General features: G+C 61.2%; 16 protein-coding genes. 8 read left to right on the forward strand and 8 right to left on the reverse strand.

Annotated features, from left to right (window positions below):
• Positions 1–39 precede the first annotated feature (39 nt).
• On the forward strand, positions 40–321 hold the full coding sequence (locus ACODSJ_RS07885) for a GNAT family N-acetyltransferase (RefSeq protein ID WP_003183779.1): 282 nt from the start codon (positions 40–42) through the stop codon (positions 319–321).
• A 159-nt stretch (positions 322–480) separates the two neighbouring features.
• On the opposite strand, the gene ACODSJ_RS07890 is transcribed toward ACODSJ_RS07885, so the two are convergent.
• Positions 481–1557, reverse strand: coding sequence for a 3-deoxy-7-phosphoheptulonate synthase (locus tag ACODSJ_RS07890; RefSeq protein ID WP_003199364.1), 1077 nt, complete (start codon positions 1555–1557; stop codon positions 481–483).
• Positions 1558–1798: 241 nt separating this feature from the next.
• On the opposite strand from ACODSJ_RS07890, the gene ACODSJ_RS07895 reads away from it, so the two are divergent.
• The 4 genes from ACODSJ_RS07895 to cysB all read left to right on the forward strand — a co-directional run bounded on the left by ACODSJ_RS07895 (position 1799) and on the right by cysB (position 5362).
• The gene (locus ACODSJ_RS07895) at positions 1799–2752 is read left to right on the forward strand and encodes a putative 2-dehydropantoate 2-reductase (RefSeq protein WP_489101184.1); all 954 of its coding nucleotides are present in this window, start codon (positions 1799–1801) and stop codon (positions 2750–2752) included.
• A gap of 20 nt (positions 2753–2772) precedes the next feature.
• The gene (locus tag ACODSJ_RS07900) at positions 2773–3678 is read left to right on the forward strand and encodes a 5'-nucleotidase (protein WP_489101185.1); all 906 of its coding nucleotides are present in this window, start codon (positions 2773–2775) and stop codon (positions 3676–3678) included.
• Between the two features lie 96 nt (positions 3679–3774).
• Positions 3775–4275, forward strand: a complete 501-nt coding sequence (locus ACODSJ_RS07905) for a universal stress protein (protein WP_489101186.1) — start codon at positions 3775–3777, stop codon at positions 4273–4275.
• A 112-nt stretch (positions 4276–4387) separates the two neighbouring features.
• Positions 4388–5362 carry an HTH-type transcriptional regulator CysB gene (gene cysB, locus ACODSJ_RS07910; RefSeq protein WP_489101187.1) on the forward strand — a complete coding sequence of 325 codons (975 nt, stop codon included), beginning with the start codon at positions 4388–4390 and terminating at the stop codon, positions 5360–5362.
• 6 nt (positions 5363–5368) lie between these two features.
• Here the strand turns inward: cysB and ACODSJ_RS07915 are convergent, their stop codons facing one another.
• Both ACODSJ_RS07915 and ACODSJ_RS07920 read right to left on the reverse strand, forming a co-directional pair.
• Complete coding sequence (locus ACODSJ_RS07915; protein WP_489101188.1) at positions 5369–5851, reverse strand: GreA/GreB family elongation factor; 483 nt, start codon at positions 5849–5851, stop codon at positions 5369–5371.
• Between the two features lie 2 nt (positions 5852–5853).
• Entirely contained in the window at positions 5854–6246 is a 393-nt protein-coding gene (locus tag ACODSJ_RS07920; RefSeq protein WP_489101189.1) for a hypothetical protein, read from the reverse strand.
• 120 nt (positions 6247–6366) lie between these two features.
• On the opposite strand from ACODSJ_RS07920, the gene earP reads away from it, so the two are divergent.
• On the forward strand, positions 6367–7500 hold the full coding sequence (gene earP / locus ACODSJ_RS07925) for an elongation factor P maturation arginine rhamnosyltransferase EarP (protein ID WP_489101190.1): 1134 nt from the start codon (positions 6367–6369) through the stop codon (positions 7498–7500).
• A gap of 48 nt (positions 7501–7548) precedes the next feature.
• Complete coding sequence (locus tag ACODSJ_RS07930) at positions 7549–8118, forward strand: elongation factor P (protein ID WP_007955690.1); 570 nt, start codon at positions 7549–7551, stop codon at positions 8116–8118.
• A gap of 196 nt (positions 8119–8314) precedes the next feature.
• Here ACODSJ_RS07930 and ACODSJ_RS07935 read toward each other — a convergent pair whose 3' ends face one another.
• From ACODSJ_RS07935 to ACODSJ_RS07950, 4 genes are all read right to left on the reverse strand, one after another.
• Positions 8315–9328, reverse strand: coding sequence for an alpha/beta hydrolase (locus tag ACODSJ_RS07935; RefSeq protein WP_489101191.1), 1014 nt, complete (start codon positions 9326–9328; stop codon positions 8315–8317).
• A gap of 34 nt (positions 9329–9362) precedes the next feature.
• Positions 9363–9782 carry an organic hydroperoxide resistance protein gene (locus tag ACODSJ_RS07940; RefSeq protein WP_260955145.1) on the reverse strand — a complete coding sequence of 140 codons (420 nt, stop codon included), beginning with the start codon at positions 9780–9782 and terminating at the stop codon, positions 9363–9365.
• A gap of 379 nt (positions 9783–10161) precedes the next feature.
• Positions 10162–10623 (reverse strand): MarR family winged helix-turn-helix transcriptional regulator, encoded by a 462-nt coding sequence (locus ACODSJ_RS07945; protein WP_489101192.1) that lies wholly within the window; start codon positions 10621–10623, stop codon positions 10162–10164.
• A gap of 71 nt (positions 10624–10694) precedes the next feature.
• The gene (locus ACODSJ_RS07950; RefSeq protein ID WP_489101193.1) at positions 10695–11651 is read right to left on the reverse strand and encodes a LysR family transcriptional regulator; all 957 of its coding nucleotides are present in this window, start codon (positions 11649–11651) and stop codon (positions 10695–10697) included.
• Positions 11652–11760: 109 nt separating this feature from the next.
• Between ACODSJ_RS07950 and ACODSJ_RS07955 the strand changes: the two genes are divergently transcribed.
• Positions 11761–12510 carry a sulfite exporter TauE/SafE family protein gene (locus tag ACODSJ_RS07955; protein ID WP_489101194.1) on the forward strand — a complete coding sequence of 250 codons (750 nt, stop codon included), beginning with the start codon at positions 11761–11763 and terminating at the stop codon, positions 12508–12510.
• Here ACODSJ_RS07955 and ACODSJ_RS07960 read toward each other — a convergent pair.
• A complete protein-coding gene (locus tag ACODSJ_RS07960) occupies positions 12500–13354 on the reverse strand; it encodes a LysR substrate-binding domain-containing protein (protein WP_172679721.1) in 855 nt (284 codons plus the stop codon). The genes ACODSJ_RS07955 and ACODSJ_RS07960 overlap by 11 nt on opposite strands.
• Positions 13355–13435: the final 81 nt, after the last annotated feature.

Here is a 13435-nt window from a genome sequence, read left to right on the forward strand (position 1 = left end):
GTAAGGTAGGGTCAGCATTCAGACCCGCGAGGAGTAGCAATGAGCGAGGCGTTGTCCATCCACCATGACCAGGCTGGTCATCAGTTCGAGACCAATGTGGACGGTCATCGTGCCTACCTGACCTATATGGACCTGGGCAAACAGACCCTGGATATCTATCGCACTTTCGTGCCAAACGCCCTGCGCGGCCGTGGCATTGCGGCGGCATTGACCGAAAGGGCGCTGCAGTATGCCGAAGAAATGGGCTACACGGTGATCCCGTCCTGCTCCTACGTGGAGCGCTACATGGAGCGTCACCAGCGGCACGCCGCAAAGCTCTGACAAAACCGATTCCCAAAAAAACGCCGGACTGGAAAGTCCGGCGTTTTTTTATGGCTTGAGGGACGCAAAAGATCGCAGGCTTCGCCAGCTCCTACATCCCCAAACATGTATGGCGACCGTGTAGGAGCTGTCGAGTGAAACGAGGCTGCGATCTTTTATTCAGCCGCGCTGACGCTTCGGCAACACGTCCTTGAGCTTGGCGTGCATGCTGCGCAGGGTGTTCTCGGTTGCGCTCCAGTCAATGCAGGCGTCGGTAATGGAGACACCGTACTGCAAATCCGCGAGGTCTTTCGGGATCGCCTGGCAACCCCAGTTCAGGTGACTCTCGACCATCAGGCCGATAATCGACTGGTTGCCTTCCAGGATCTGGTTGGCCACGTTCTCCATGACCAGCGGTTGCAGTGCCGGGTCCTTGTTGGAGTTGGCGTGGCTGCAATCGACCATGATGTTGGGCTTGATCTTGGCCTTGTTCAGCGCTTGCTCGCACAGTGCAACGCTGACCGAGTCATAGTTCGGCTTGCCGTTGCCGCCGCGCAGCACCACGTGACCGTAGGCGTTGCCCTTGGTGGTGACGATCGACACGCCGCCTTCCTGGTTGATGCCCAGGAAACGGTGAGGGCTGGAAACCGACTGCAAGGCGTTGATCGCCACGGTGAGGCCGCCGTCGGTGCCGTTCTTGAAGCCCACTGCCGAAGACAGGCCGGAGGCCATTTCGCGGTGGGTCTGGGATTCGGTGGTGCGCGCGCCGATGGCCGACCAACTGATCAGGTCCTGCAGGTATTGCGGGGAGATCGGGTCCAGGGCTTCGGTGGCGGTGGGCAGTCCCATTTCCGCCAGGTCCAGCAGCAGTTGGCGACCGATGTGCAGACCGTCCTGGATCTTGAAGGAGTCGTCCAGGTAAGGGTCGTTGATCAGGCCTTTCCAGCCGACGGTGGTCCGCGGCTTCTCGAAATACACACGCATGACCAGGTACAGGGTGTCGGACACTTCCGCCGCCAGCACCTTCAGGCGTTCGGCGTATTCGTGGGCGGCCTTGATGTCATGGATCGAGCAGGGCCCGATGACCACGAACAGGCGATGGTCGGTGCCATCGAGAATGTTGCGAATAACTTCCCGGCCCTTGGTCACGGTGCGCAGGGCAGCGTCGCTCAGGGGGATATCGCGCTTGAGCTGGTCAGGCGTGATGAGGGTCTCGTTGGAGGCGACGTTAAGGTCATTGATCGGTAAATCAGCCATCGTGTTACTCGTCAGGTCACGGGTGCCGGCCGCCAGCGATCCCCGCGCGGCGGTGCACAGCGGATTTTAAGCGCGTCGGGGAGCCGAACCTTATCGCGTTAACAGGCCGCTCGACAATGGGCAGCGCCCGGTTTTATTGCGCCGAGGGGCTGTGGGGGCAAGCCCTGCCTCCACAGCCGAGCTCTTTGCCAGAGGGTTGTGTAATGATGGGCACAGGGGATCTACCAGAGGATTGGCAACGATGCAGGCAGGCGTTAAACCGCGGATCGGGATGATTGGCACCGGGGCGATCGGCGGATTCTACGGGGTGATGCTGGCCCGCGCCGGTTTTGACGTGCACTTTTTGCTGCGCAGCGAGTTTGGCGCGGTGGTCCGGGCAGGCTTGCAGGTCGACAGCGCGGTTCATGGCGCATTGACCCTCAACCCGGCCCAGGCGTATCGCACGGCGGCCGACATGCCGCCGTGCGACTGGCTGCTGGTGGGCGCCAAGACCACCAGCAATGCCGAACTGGCCCCGGCCATTGCCCAGGCTGCCGCTGAGGGGGCGAAAGTCCTGTTACTGCAAAATGGCCTGGGCGTCGAAGATGATCTGCGTCCGCTGTTGCCGGATTCGTTGCACCTGCTGGGCGGCCTCTGCCTGATCTGCGTGCACCGTGTCGGCCCCGGCGTGATTGCCCACCAGGCCCTCGGCGCGGTCAACGTCGGTTACCACAGCGGTCCCAGCCACGATCAGGCCGGGCGCCTGGCAATCGTGGAGGAGGCGGCGGCGCTGTTTCGTGTCGCCGGCATCGACTCTCAGGCCATGCCCAACCTGCAACAGGCGCGGTGGCAGAAGTTGGTGTGGAATGTGCCGTACAACGGCCTTTCGGTGCTGTTGGGGGCTAGTACCACGCCGTTGATGGCCGACGAGCAGAGCCGTGGATTGATTCGCGCATTGATGGCCGAAGTGGTTCAAGGCGCCGAGGCCTGTGGGCATCCCATTGCGCCGGGCTATGCCGACTATCTGTTCGCGATGACCGAGAAAATGCCTGACTACTGGCCGAGCATGTATCACGATTATTCCCACAAGCGTGCGCTGGAGTCGGACGCGATCTACGCCCGGCCCCTGGCGGCGGCAAAAGCGGTGGGATGCGAGCTGCCGAAAATCGAAGCCTTGTACCAGGCGTTGGCGTTCATGGATCGGCGTAACCGCTGATCGGGCGAAGGGGGAGCGATATGGCAAACAACATTGACGACAAGTTGGTGCTGGCGATTTCGTCACGGGCGCTGTTCGACCTGAGTGAAAGCCACAAGGTGTACTTGTCGAGCGGCGTCGAGGCCTATCGGCAATACCAGATCGAGCATGAAGACGAAGTCCTTGAACCCGGCGATGCCTTCGCCCTCGTGCAAAAACTGCTGAGCCTCAACGAACACTTGGGGCGTGCCCGGGTCGAGGTGATTCTGGTGTCACGCAACAGTGCGGACACGGGCCTGCGGGTATTCAACTCGATCCACCACTACGGCCTGGCGATCTCCCGCGCGGCGTTCGTGGGCGGTCGCAGTCCTTACCCGTACCTCAAGGCCTTCGGCTGCGACCTGTTCTTGTCCACCCATGCCGAGGACGTACGCAGCGCCCTGGACGCCGGGTTCGCCGCGGCCACCATCCTGTCTGGCGGGGCCAGTCGCGCGGCCAGCGAAGAACTGCGCATTGCCTTCGACGGCGACGCGGTGTTGTTTTCCGATGAGTCGGAGCGTGTCTACCAGGCGGGCGGCCTGGAGGCGTTCCAGGCCAGCGAGCGGCAAGCCGCGCGCGAACCGCTGCGAGGCGGGCCGTTCAAGGGCTTCCTGGCGGCGCTCAATGCGTTGCAGCGCGAGTTTCCAGAGGATGCCTGCCCGATCCGCACGGCGCTGGTCACGGCCCGTTCGGCACCGGCCCACGAACGGGTCATCCGCACCTTGCGCGAGTGGGACATTCGCCTGGATGAGTCGTTGTTCCTCGGCGGCCTGACCAAATCGGCCTTCCTCGAGGCCTTTGCCGCCGATGTATTTTTCGACGACCAGACCGGTCACTGCGAGCTGGCTCGCGAGGTGGTCGCGACCGGCCACGTGCCCCACGGCATCAGTAACGAAGTGAAGCTTTGACCGCCCGTTCTTCGGGACATCAAGCCGCACGTCGCACTCATCGAGGCGCTGCTAAGCTGAATCCATCTCCGCCATTCTGGCACGCGAGGAGGTCACATGATTCGTTCGATGCTGTACGCCACAGACCTGGGGCTCTATGCCCCATATGTGATGCAGCATGCCTTGGCGTTGGCACGGACGTTTGAAGCCGAGTTGTATGTGGTGCATGCGGTAGAACCGATGGGGTTGTTCGCCGAATCGGTATTGCAAAGCTATCTCGATGAGCAGGCGCTGAACGAATTCCATCGCGAAGGTCTGAATACGGTGATGGCCAATATCGAGCAGCGGGTCCTGGACAACTTTCGTGAGGAGCTGGGGGAGGGGCAGCAGGACTTGAAGCTGATCAAATCGGTCCGGGTGTTTCAAGGCGATCCTTCCCAGGTGATTCTCGAACAGGCCGCGAAACTCTCCGTCGATTTGCTCATCGTTGGCAGTCATTGCCAGGGCGCCAGCGCCGAGGCGCCGTTGGGCAGGACTGCCGCACGGGTATTGCAGTTGGCCCGGGTGCCGGTCTACCTGGTGCCGCTGGTGCAGCGCCGACGGCAGGGTGAAGCTTGAGGCTAAATGATGGCTTTTTATAAAATGTTCTAGATTTATTGTTTCAACCATTCATATAGTTATATACACCGTCGCTGATGCCCGTGGCGTCCAACTGCTTTGAGGGATTCATATGAAGCTTCAACAACTGCGCTACATCTGGGAAGTGGCGCACCACGACCTCAACGTTTCCGCTACAGCCCAAAGTCTCTATACGTCGCAACCTGGCATCAGCAAGCAGATCCGCCTGTTGGAGGATGAACTGGGCGTCGAAGTCTTCGCCCGCAGCGGCAAGCACCTGACCCGCGTGACCCCCGCCGGTGAGCGCATCATCACCACGGCCGGCGAGATCCTGCGCAAGGTCGAAAGCATCAAGCAGATCGCCCAGGAGTTCTCCAACGAGAAAAAAGGCACCCTGTCGATCGCCACCACCCACACCCAGGCCCGTTATGCGTTGCCGCCGGTGATCAGCAATTTCATCAAGCAGTACCCGGATGTGGCGTTGCACATGCACCAGGGCTCGCCGATGCAGATCGCCGAGATGGCGGCCGATGGCACGGTGGATTTCGCCATTGCCACCGAAGCCCTGGAATTGTTCGGTGACCTGGTGATGATGCCGTGCTACCGCTGGAACCGCTGCGTCGTCGTGCCCCAGGGGCATCCATTGACCAAGTTGCCGAAACTGACCCTCGAAGCGCTGGCCGAATACCCGATCGTGACCTATGTGTTCGGCTTTACCGGTCGTTCGAAACTCGACGAGGCCTTCAGCCATCGCGGATTGACGCCGAAAGTGGTGTTCACTGCCGCTGACGCCGACGTGATCAAGACCTATGTCCGCCTTGGCCTGGGCGTGGGCATCGTGGCGAAGATGGCGGTCGATACCAAGCTGGACAGCGATCTGGTCGTGCTGGATGCCAGCGAGCTGTTCGAGTCGAGCATCACCAAGATCGGTTTCCGCCGTGGCACTTTCCTGCGTGGTTTCATGTGCGACTTCATCGAGAAGTTCGCGCCGCACCTGACCCGGGAAGTCATGGCCAAGGCCATCCAGTGCCACAACAAGCAGGAACTCGAAGAACTGTTCGAAGGCGTCGAACTGCCCGTTCACTAAATTCCTCTAGATCGCCTCGGTGACAGCGAACTGTTGCCGGGCGCCCGCGACCACGATCTCCACTTCATCCCCTTCTAACTTGCCCAGCAGGCCCCGGCCCAGCGGTGAGCGAGGGGTGATGACGGTGATCGGCTGGCCCACCAGCGAAACCTTCAAGCCCGCCGCGTCCGGCCCCAGGAACAGCCATTGCTGGCGGCCGTCCTCGTCCTCCAGTCCGATCAATGTCCCGACCTGGATACCGCGTTGCTCGTCGTACGGCCGCAGCGTCAGGTTCTGGCAGAGGGCGAGGGCCTGGCGGATTTCTTCCACGCGCCTGGCTTGCCCGGCTGCGAGGTAGGACGCTTCCAGGCCGAGAGTGTCGTACTTGTTCTCGGCGATGTTCTCCTCGTGGGTCGCGGTCTCATAGGCGGTCTGGGCTGCGCGTTCGGCGATCTCCAGGTCGACCTTGAGCTTGTCGAGGATCAGTTGGTGGACGGTCTGCTTGTTCATGCTCATTCGCAGAATTGCAAAACGTTGGCCCGGCTTTTTTCACTGGGGGCGGTCTGGTCCTGTTGCAGCCAGAACTGGCACTTGGGGTTGGACAGGTTGCGAGGATTGCTGCGCGCCTGGTCGAGCGCCTGCCGCTGTTCGTTCTTCTGCAGGTTCTGCTGGTATTGCTCGAACATCGGTGTCGGTGGCTCGACGGCCGGTGGCGGTGCGGGTGCCGGTGGTTGCGCCAGCCGATGCATGGCCGTGGCCATCGGGGCCATGGGACCCTCGAACAGGTATTTCGACAGCAGCCAACCCGTCAGGACGATGGCCAGGAACCCGAGCCACAGGCCCATGGCAATGCTGAGGGTCAATTGCACGGCTGAAAGTCGTGGGGCGGGTGGGTGATCAGGCATGGCTGCTTCCTGGCAGTGGCTGGGTGGGCGATGATTGTCGCATGAAGATTAATCGCCGTCGGCTCTTCTGCATGATCGGCTTATTCGGGACAATCACGCCTTTGCCATGGAGAGTCGCGAATGACCGTGCGCTGGGATATTTTTTGCACCGTCGTCGATAACTTTGGCGACATCGGCGTCACGTGGCGCCTGGCTCGGCAACTGGTGGCCGAGCATCGATGTGCGGTGCGGCTATGGGTCGATGACCTGCGCGCCTTCGAAAGGCTGTGTCCGGAAATCGACATCACCCTGTCCGAGCAATGGCAACAAGGCGTGCAGGTTTGCCATTGGCCTGCGCACTGGCCGTCCACCGAGGCCGCCGAGGTGGTGATTGCCGCGTTTGCCTGTCAGTTGCCGGCCGCCTACATGGATGCCATGGCCGCGCGCCCGACAGCGCCGCTGTGGATGAACCTCGATTACCTGAGCGCCGAGGACTGGGTGATCGGTTGCCACGGACTGCCGTCGGTCAAATACAAGCAGGTGCAGAAGTATTTCTTTTTCCCAGGGTTCCAGAAGGGGACGGGTGGCCTGCTGCGCGAGGCGGGTTTGCTGGAGCGCCGTCGGCAATTTCAACAGGACCCCACGGCACAGCGGCTTTTCCTGCAGGGGTTGGGTGTCGAGCGGGCGCCGGAGAGCTGCCTGATCTCACTGTTCGCCTATGAAAACGCCGGGCTGGCGAGCTGGTTCGACGCCATGGCGTCCGGTGTCCAGTCGTTTCATGTGCTGGTGCCCGAAGGGCGGGTGCTGGGGGATGTCGAACGCTGGCTCGGGGTCGAGGGCCTGGGTGTCGGCGCGCTGCATCGACGCGGGGCGCTGACGGTGCAGGTGCTGCCGTTCGTCCGCCAGGATCAGTATGACCCACTGCTCTGGTGCTGTGATTTCAACGCCGTACGGGGCGAAGACTCCTTCGTGCGCGCCCAATGGGCCGGCCGGCCTCTGCTCTGGCATATCTACCAGCAGGAAGAAGACGTCCACCTGGAAAAGCTCGACGCGTTTCTCAGGCTCTACACCCAAGGCCTCGACGAGGCGGCGCAAAAAGCGATCAACGGTCTCTGGAAGGCCTGGAACGCCGGCCAGGACATGACCGAACACTGGAAAATGGCCTGGGAACAGCGTCATGAACTGACCGAACATGCCCAGGCATGGTGTCTGGAACAGGCCTCGCGACCGGATCTCGCTGCGGCGCTGGTGAAGTTTTACCTAAATTGGATATGATACGCGGCCTAGATTTTTGTACATTCCATCCAAATTCGGATATTCGCAATGAAAACTGGTAAAGAACTCAAACCCGGTACCGTGATTCGTATCGACAACGATCCTTGGTTGGTTCAGAAAGCTGAATTCACCAAGTCGGGCCGTAACAGCGCGATCATGAAGACCAAGCTGAAGAACCTGCTGACCGGCTACAAGACTGAAACCGTCTACGGTGCCGACGACAAGCTGGACGACGTGATCCTCGACCGCAAGGAAGCGACCCTGTCGTTCATCAGCGGCGACTCCTACACGTTCATGGACACCACCGACTACACCATGTACGAGCTGAACGCCGAAGACATCGAAAGCGTTCTGCCATTCGTGGAAGAAGGCATGACCGACGTCTGCGAAGCCGTCTTCTTCGAAGGCCGCCTGGTTTCCGTAGAACTGCCGACCACCATCGTGCGTCAGGTTGACTACACCGAAGGTTCCGCTCGCGGTGACACTTCCGGCAAGGTGATGAAGCCTGCCAAACTGAAGAACGGTACCGAGCTGTCGGTTGCTGACTTCATCGAAATCGGCGACATGATCGAGATCGATACCCGCGAAGGCGGTTCCTACAAAGGCCGCGCTAAGTAAGCGAAGCCTTGTGGATGAAAAAGCCCGACCATTGAGTCGGGCTTTTTTGTGCCTGCCGGATCATGTTCAGGCCGAGGGGCAGGATGGGGGCGGAGGTGAGGGAATTGATCCCAGCCTTGTGGGAGCAAAGCTTGCTCGCGATACAGGCGCCTCTGTCCTCATCGCGGGCAAGCCCTGCTCCCACAGTCACCACAAGTCATTTCAGGTGTTGTTTGAGCTCCTGCGACACCTGCAACATCGCCGAGCGCACCGCCGGCACTTGGCTGACCACGTTGAGCAAACCGTAATCGTGAATCATGCCGTTGTAGCGCACGGCGGTGACCGGTACACCGGCCGCGTCCAGCTTGCGGGCATAGGCTTCGCCTTCGTCGCGCAAGACATCGGCCTCGGCGGTCTGTACCAGCGCCGGTGGCAGGCCCTTGAGTTGTGCGGTGCTGGCGCGTAACGGCGAGGCATAGATCTCGCCGCGTTGCCCAGCATCGGTGGTGTAGTTGTCCCAGAACCACTTCATCATGTTTTTACTGAGGAAGTGCCCTTCGGCGAACTGGTTGTAGGACGCGGTCTCGAAGCTGGCATCGGTCACCGGCCACAACAGTGCCTGGAAACGGATCGCCGGCGCACCTTTGTCCTTGGCCATCAGCGCCACGACCGCCGCCATGTTGCCACCGACACTGTTGCCTGCAACCGCCAGGCGCTTGCCGTCGACGTTGATCTCTTTGCCATGCTCGGCCACCCATTTCGTCGCAGCATAGGCCTGGTTGATCGCGACGGGGTAATGCGCCTCGGGTGACGGCGTGTAGTTGACGAACACCGCGACAGCGCCCGAGCCAGCCACCAGATCCCGAACCAATCGTTCGTGGGTCGGGAAGTCGCCCAGCACCCAGCCACCGCCGTGGAAGAACATGAACACGGGCAACTCACCCTTGACCCCGGCCGGGCGGACAATGGTCAGGCTGATCGACTGGCCATCGACCTGGATGGTTTTCTCGCTGACGTCGGCCTTGGGCAAGGTCAGTTTGACCCCGGCCTGAGCGCCAACCAATACGGCGCGGGCGTCCTTGGGCGACAGTTGTTCCAAGGGTTTGCCGGTACCGGCATTCAGCGCGTCGAGAAACGCCTGAGTGTTGTGCTCGACGATGCCGTCGGCGAAAGCGCTACTGACGCCAAGTGCGAGAAGGGTGCCGGTCAGGGTCTTGGTGAACGTGTTCATGCGCATCTCCTTGGGTTCGGTCCGGGTTGGTGGGTTAAACGGTCACATGCAGGCGCACGTCGACGTTGCCGCGGGTGGCGTTGGAGTACGGGCAGACCAAGTGAGCCGCGTCCACCAGGCTTTGCGCGTCGGCCTGATCCAGGCCCGGCAAGCTGATGTGCAAGTCGATGTCGAGGCCGAAACCGCCGGGAATCTGACCAATGCCGACATGGGCAGTGATCGAGGCGTCGTCCGGGATCTTGCGTTTGCTTTGGCTGGCGACGAACTTCAGCGCACCGATGAAGCAAGCCGAGTAACCGGCGGCGAACAGTTGTTCAGGGTTGGTCGCTGCGCCGCCTGCGCCACCGAGCTCCTTGGGGGTTGCCAGTTTGACGTCGAGAATGTTGTCGCTGGAGATTGCACGACCGTCACGGCCACCAGTGGAAGTTGCGATTGCGGTATAGAGCGTTTTCATGATGAGAGCCTCGTTTCTGGGTTGGTATTGTTGCGCAAAATGTTTGCGCGCTAAGTAGCTGTGAAGCGAATGTATAGTGCTAATGTTTTGCGCGCAAGATAAATTTTGAGTGAAATAGACTCTAGGGTGCGTAACTGACTTTAAATATTTGATTTAAATGATTTTTTTTGAGGTGAAAAAATTTGTGGAGAAGGGCTGTGGGGGGGGCGCTAGCGCAAGCTATGCTCCCCTGGGACTGAAGACAGGCATGAATGCCGAGTCCACCCGAGGTCAAGGTAGGAGCGAGCTTGCTCGCGATAGCGGGGATCAGTTGGCAGGGGATGTGCTGCCCTCATCGCGAGCAGGCTCGTTCCCACGGGAAGTGGTGGTGTAGCTGGGCTCAGAGACTGTCCTGCAAATGCCCGCGCAGTGCCTGCAGGTCCTGTTGCAGCTTCTTCAACTGCTCCAGGGTCTGGCCGCTGGCGGCGAGGATGCATTGGGGGATGTCTTGGGCCTTTTCACGCAAGGCGCGGCCCTGTTCGGTGAGCTCGACGATCACCACGCGTTCGTCCTCTCGGCTGCGGGTGCGGCTCAGCAGGCCTTCGGCTTCCAGGCGCTTGAGCAGCGGAGTCAGCGAGCCGGGATCGGTGAGCAGGCGCGTGCTGATTTCGCCGACGGTCAAGCCGTCCTTTTCCCACAACACCATCATGGCCAAGTATTGCGGATAGGTCAGGCCCAGGGCTTGCAGCAGCGGCTTGTAGACCTTGGTCATCAACAGCGACGTGGAATGCAGGGCGAAGCAGACCTGGTTGTCGAGCAACAGGGCTTCGCAGGCCTCGGGGGTGTCGCGCTGGGTTGTCATGACAAAACCTTCAACTCAATGAGAGTGATGAATCTAGCGGGCGAATCTTTAATGCGCCAGGTAATTTTCGATCAGTGGCGGTCAAGGTTGGTTCGCAGCGCCAGGTCCCAAGGGGGGATCGGGCTGAAACGGGTCTTGAGGTATTCCAGCAGCAAGCGACTGCGTGCGCTGGGTTGTTGCTCCAGGCGCAGGGCGTAGATGCCGGTGCTTTCCGGTGCGGGCAGGCCGTTTTCGCAAAACAGCGGCAGCAGTTCGCCCCGCAGCAGGTATTCACTGGTCAGCCAGGTTGGCAGGTGCGCGATACCTAATCCGGCCAGTGCGCCGCACACCAGCGCTTCGGCATTGTTGGCACTCATGCGGATCCGTGCCGGCCGATGCAGTTGCATCTGTCCGTCGCGCGCAAAGCGCCAGGCGAAGGGCGGCGCCAAGCCTTCCCAGTCCAGGCCGTCATGGTCGGCCAAGTGTGACGGATCGGTCGGCATGCCCCGCCGCTGCAGGTACTCGGGGCTGGCGCAGGCGATGCGCACCATGCTCGCCAAGGGCGTGGCCACCAGCCGCGTGTCAGCCATTTGCCCGGCTCGCAGCACCAGATCGACCTTGCCCAGGTTCGAGCCCTGCATATCGACAAAGCTGTCGATCAGATGCAGTTGTACGTCGAGCCCGGGATAGAGCGTGAGAAAGTCGGCAATCACCGGCGCCAGATGGCGACGCCCGAACGCGGCTGGTGCGTCGACGCGGATCAGGCCTTCCGGGGCGTTGCTCAAGGACACCGCTTCCGCCCGAGCCAGACGCAGCTCCTCGACGATTCGCCGCGCACGCTCGGCAAAGGCCAGGCCGGCCGGCGTCGCCCGTACCGCATGGGTCGTGCGGATGAACAGTTGGCTGCCGACAGCGCTTTCCAGGCTGTCGATACGGCGTGCCACCGCCGAGGGGGTCAGGGGATGGCGGCGGGACGCGGCGGAAAAACTGCCGCTTTCCAGGACATCAAGGAACAAGCCCAGTTGTTCAGTCAATTGATTCGGGTTCACGGTGTCGTCCATGCTTGTGCGAGTTTGGCACAGCCATTGTGCGCTGCTGTGCGTTTCCCTGCTAGCGTCGACTGCGTAGGATGAACGGCCTGACAAAAGGAAAAGCCTTGTGATCGAGTTCGTGACGTATCTGGTGTTCGGCACCGTTTTGGGGACCCTCGGCGGGCTCTTCGGCATCGGCGGGGGATTGATCGCCATTCCGCTGCTGGGCGTTTGGGGCGGCCTCGATCAGCAGATCGCCCAAGGCACGGCGCTGGTGATGGTGGTGCCGAGCGTGATGCTGGCGCTGTGGCGCTATCACCAGCGCAACCGCATCGAGTGGCGTCATGCGCTGGCGCTGGCTTCGATGGGGTTCTGCTTCGCCTGGCTCGGTTCGATCTGGGCGGTGGGCATCGATGCGCAAACCATGCGCATGGGCTTTGTCGCCTTCCTGGTCGCGCTGTCGGCCTACAACCTCATCCGAATGTTCGCCGCCCCACCACCTGTGTCTTCGCACATGCGCTATGCATGGCCATGGCTGGGCGTGCTCGGCGCTGCGTCGGGAACCATGGGCGGGTTATTCGGCGTCGGTGGGGCCGTGGTGGCAACCCCCGTGCTGACCAGTCTGTTCGGTACCAGCCAAGTGGTCGCCCAAGGCCTGTCGCTGGCGTTGGCATTGCCCAGCACAGGTGTCACGTTGGCGACCTACGCGGTGCACCATCAGGTGAACTGGCTGATCGGCGTGCCGTTGGCGATCGGTGGGTTGATGAGTATCAGTTGGGGGGTGAGAGTCGCCCACGCCTTGCCTGAACGGCTGCTGCGCGGGCTGTTCTGTGCCTTCCTGGTGCTCTGCGCGGTGCTGCTCGCCCTTAAAGTTTGAAGCCTTCGACAATGTGCTCGGCCAGGCACTCGGTGATCGGCGACGGATTGTGCAGGTTGCGAATCAGCATGATGCTGGCCTCGGGCAGTTCCGGCAGGTCTTCGGCCTCGCCGAGCACGCGCATGTCCGGGGTCAGCAGGCTTTCCAGCTGTGCGGTGATCGCCAGGCCCGCACCCACCACGGCCATCAGCGCCGACAGGCTCGAGCTGTTGTACGCCACGCGGTATTCACGGCCCATGGCGTCCAGGGCATTGCAGGCCCACTGCCGGCAGAAACAATCACTGTTGAACATCGCCAGCGGCAGCGGTGTTTGCTCGTGGACGTTGAAGCACGCGGCTTCGGCCCAGACAAAGCGTTCCTTGCGCAACAATTGGCCGATTTCGTCGCCCGGCTTGCGGGTGACGATGGACAGGTCCAGATCCTGGCGCAACAGCAATTGCTTGGACGATTCGCAGTGCACCTCAATTTCGATCAGCGGATAGAACTGGGCAAAGCGCTGCAAGATCCCGGGCAGGAACCGCATCACGTAATCGTCCGGCGTACCGATGCGCACGGTACCCACCATGTGCGGCTCACGCAGGGTGTTGAAGACTTCGCTGTGCAGCTTGAGGATCCGCCGGGCGTAGCCAAGCAAGACCTGGCCTTCGGCGGTCAGCTTGACCTGGCGCCCGTCCCGCTCGAACAGGCGCCGTTGCAGGACATCTTCTTCCAGCCGCTTCATCTGCATGCTCACGGCGGATTGGGTGCGATTGACCAATTCACCGGCCCGGGTAAAACCGCCCTGGTCCGCAATCGCGACAAAGGTACGCAGCACTTCCGTATCGATGCTCGGGTAACTCGACAATTGATCAATCTCCGAGATGGCTGGCATAAGAAACATTCGTTGGATTGATCTTATCGTTGGCGCGAGACTTGAGCCATCCCC

The sequence above is a fragment of the Pseudomonas sp. FG6 genome, from assembly GCF_057809015.1.

Excerpts from the sequence above, each read along its gene's own strand:
- ACODSJ_RS07900 (WP_489101185.1), top strand. The coding sequence starts at position 2,773 with ATGGCAAACAACATTGACGACAAGTTGGTGCTGGCGATTTCGTCACGG.
- ACODSJ_RS07885 (WP_003183779.1), top strand. The coding sequence starts at position 40 with ATGAGCGAGGCGTTGTCCATCCACCATGACCAGGCTGGTCATCAGTTC.
- ACODSJ_RS07920 (WP_489101189.1), bottom strand. The coding sequence starts at position 6,246 with ATGCCTGATCACCCACCCGCCCCACGACTTTCAGCCGTGCAATTGACC.
- ACODSJ_RS07890 (WP_003199364.1), bottom strand. The coding sequence starts at position 1,557 with ATGGCTGATTTACCGATCAATGACCTTAACGTCGCCTCCAACGAGACC.
- ACODSJ_RS07905 (WP_489101186.1), top strand. The coding sequence starts at position 3,775 with ATGATTCGTTCGATGCTGTACGCCACAGACCTGGGGCTCTATGCCCCA.
- ACODSJ_RS07940 (WP_260955145.1), bottom strand. The coding sequence starts at position 9,782 with ATGAAAACGCTCTATACCGCAATCGCAACTTCCACTGGTGGCCGTGAC.
- ACODSJ_RS07915 (WP_489101188.1), bottom strand. The coding sequence starts at position 5,851 with ATGAACAAGCAGACCGTCCACCAACTGATCCTCGACAAGCTCAAGGTC.
- ACODSJ_RS07895 (WP_489101184.1), top strand. The coding sequence starts at position 1,799 with ATGCAGGCAGGCGTTAAACCGCGGATCGGGATGATTGGCACCGGGGCG.
- earP (WP_489101190.1), top strand. The coding sequence starts at position 6,367 with ATGACCGTGCGCTGGGATATTTTTTGCACCGTCGTCGATAACTTTGGC.
- ACODSJ_RS07935 (WP_489101191.1), bottom strand. The coding sequence starts at position 9,328 with ATGAACACGTTCACCAAGACCCTGACCGGCACCCTTCTCGCACTTGGC.
- cysB (WP_489101187.1), top strand. The coding sequence starts at position 4,388 with ATGAAGCTTCAACAACTGCGCTACATCTGGGAAGTGGCGCACCACGAC.
- ACODSJ_RS07945 (WP_489101192.1), bottom strand. The coding sequence starts at position 10,623 with ATGACAACCCAGCGCGACACCCCCGAGGCCTGCGAAGCCCTGTTGCTC.
- ACODSJ_RS07930 (WP_007955690.1), top strand. The coding sequence starts at position 7,549 with ATGAAAACTGGTAAAGAACTCAAACCCGGTACCGTGATTCGTATCGAC.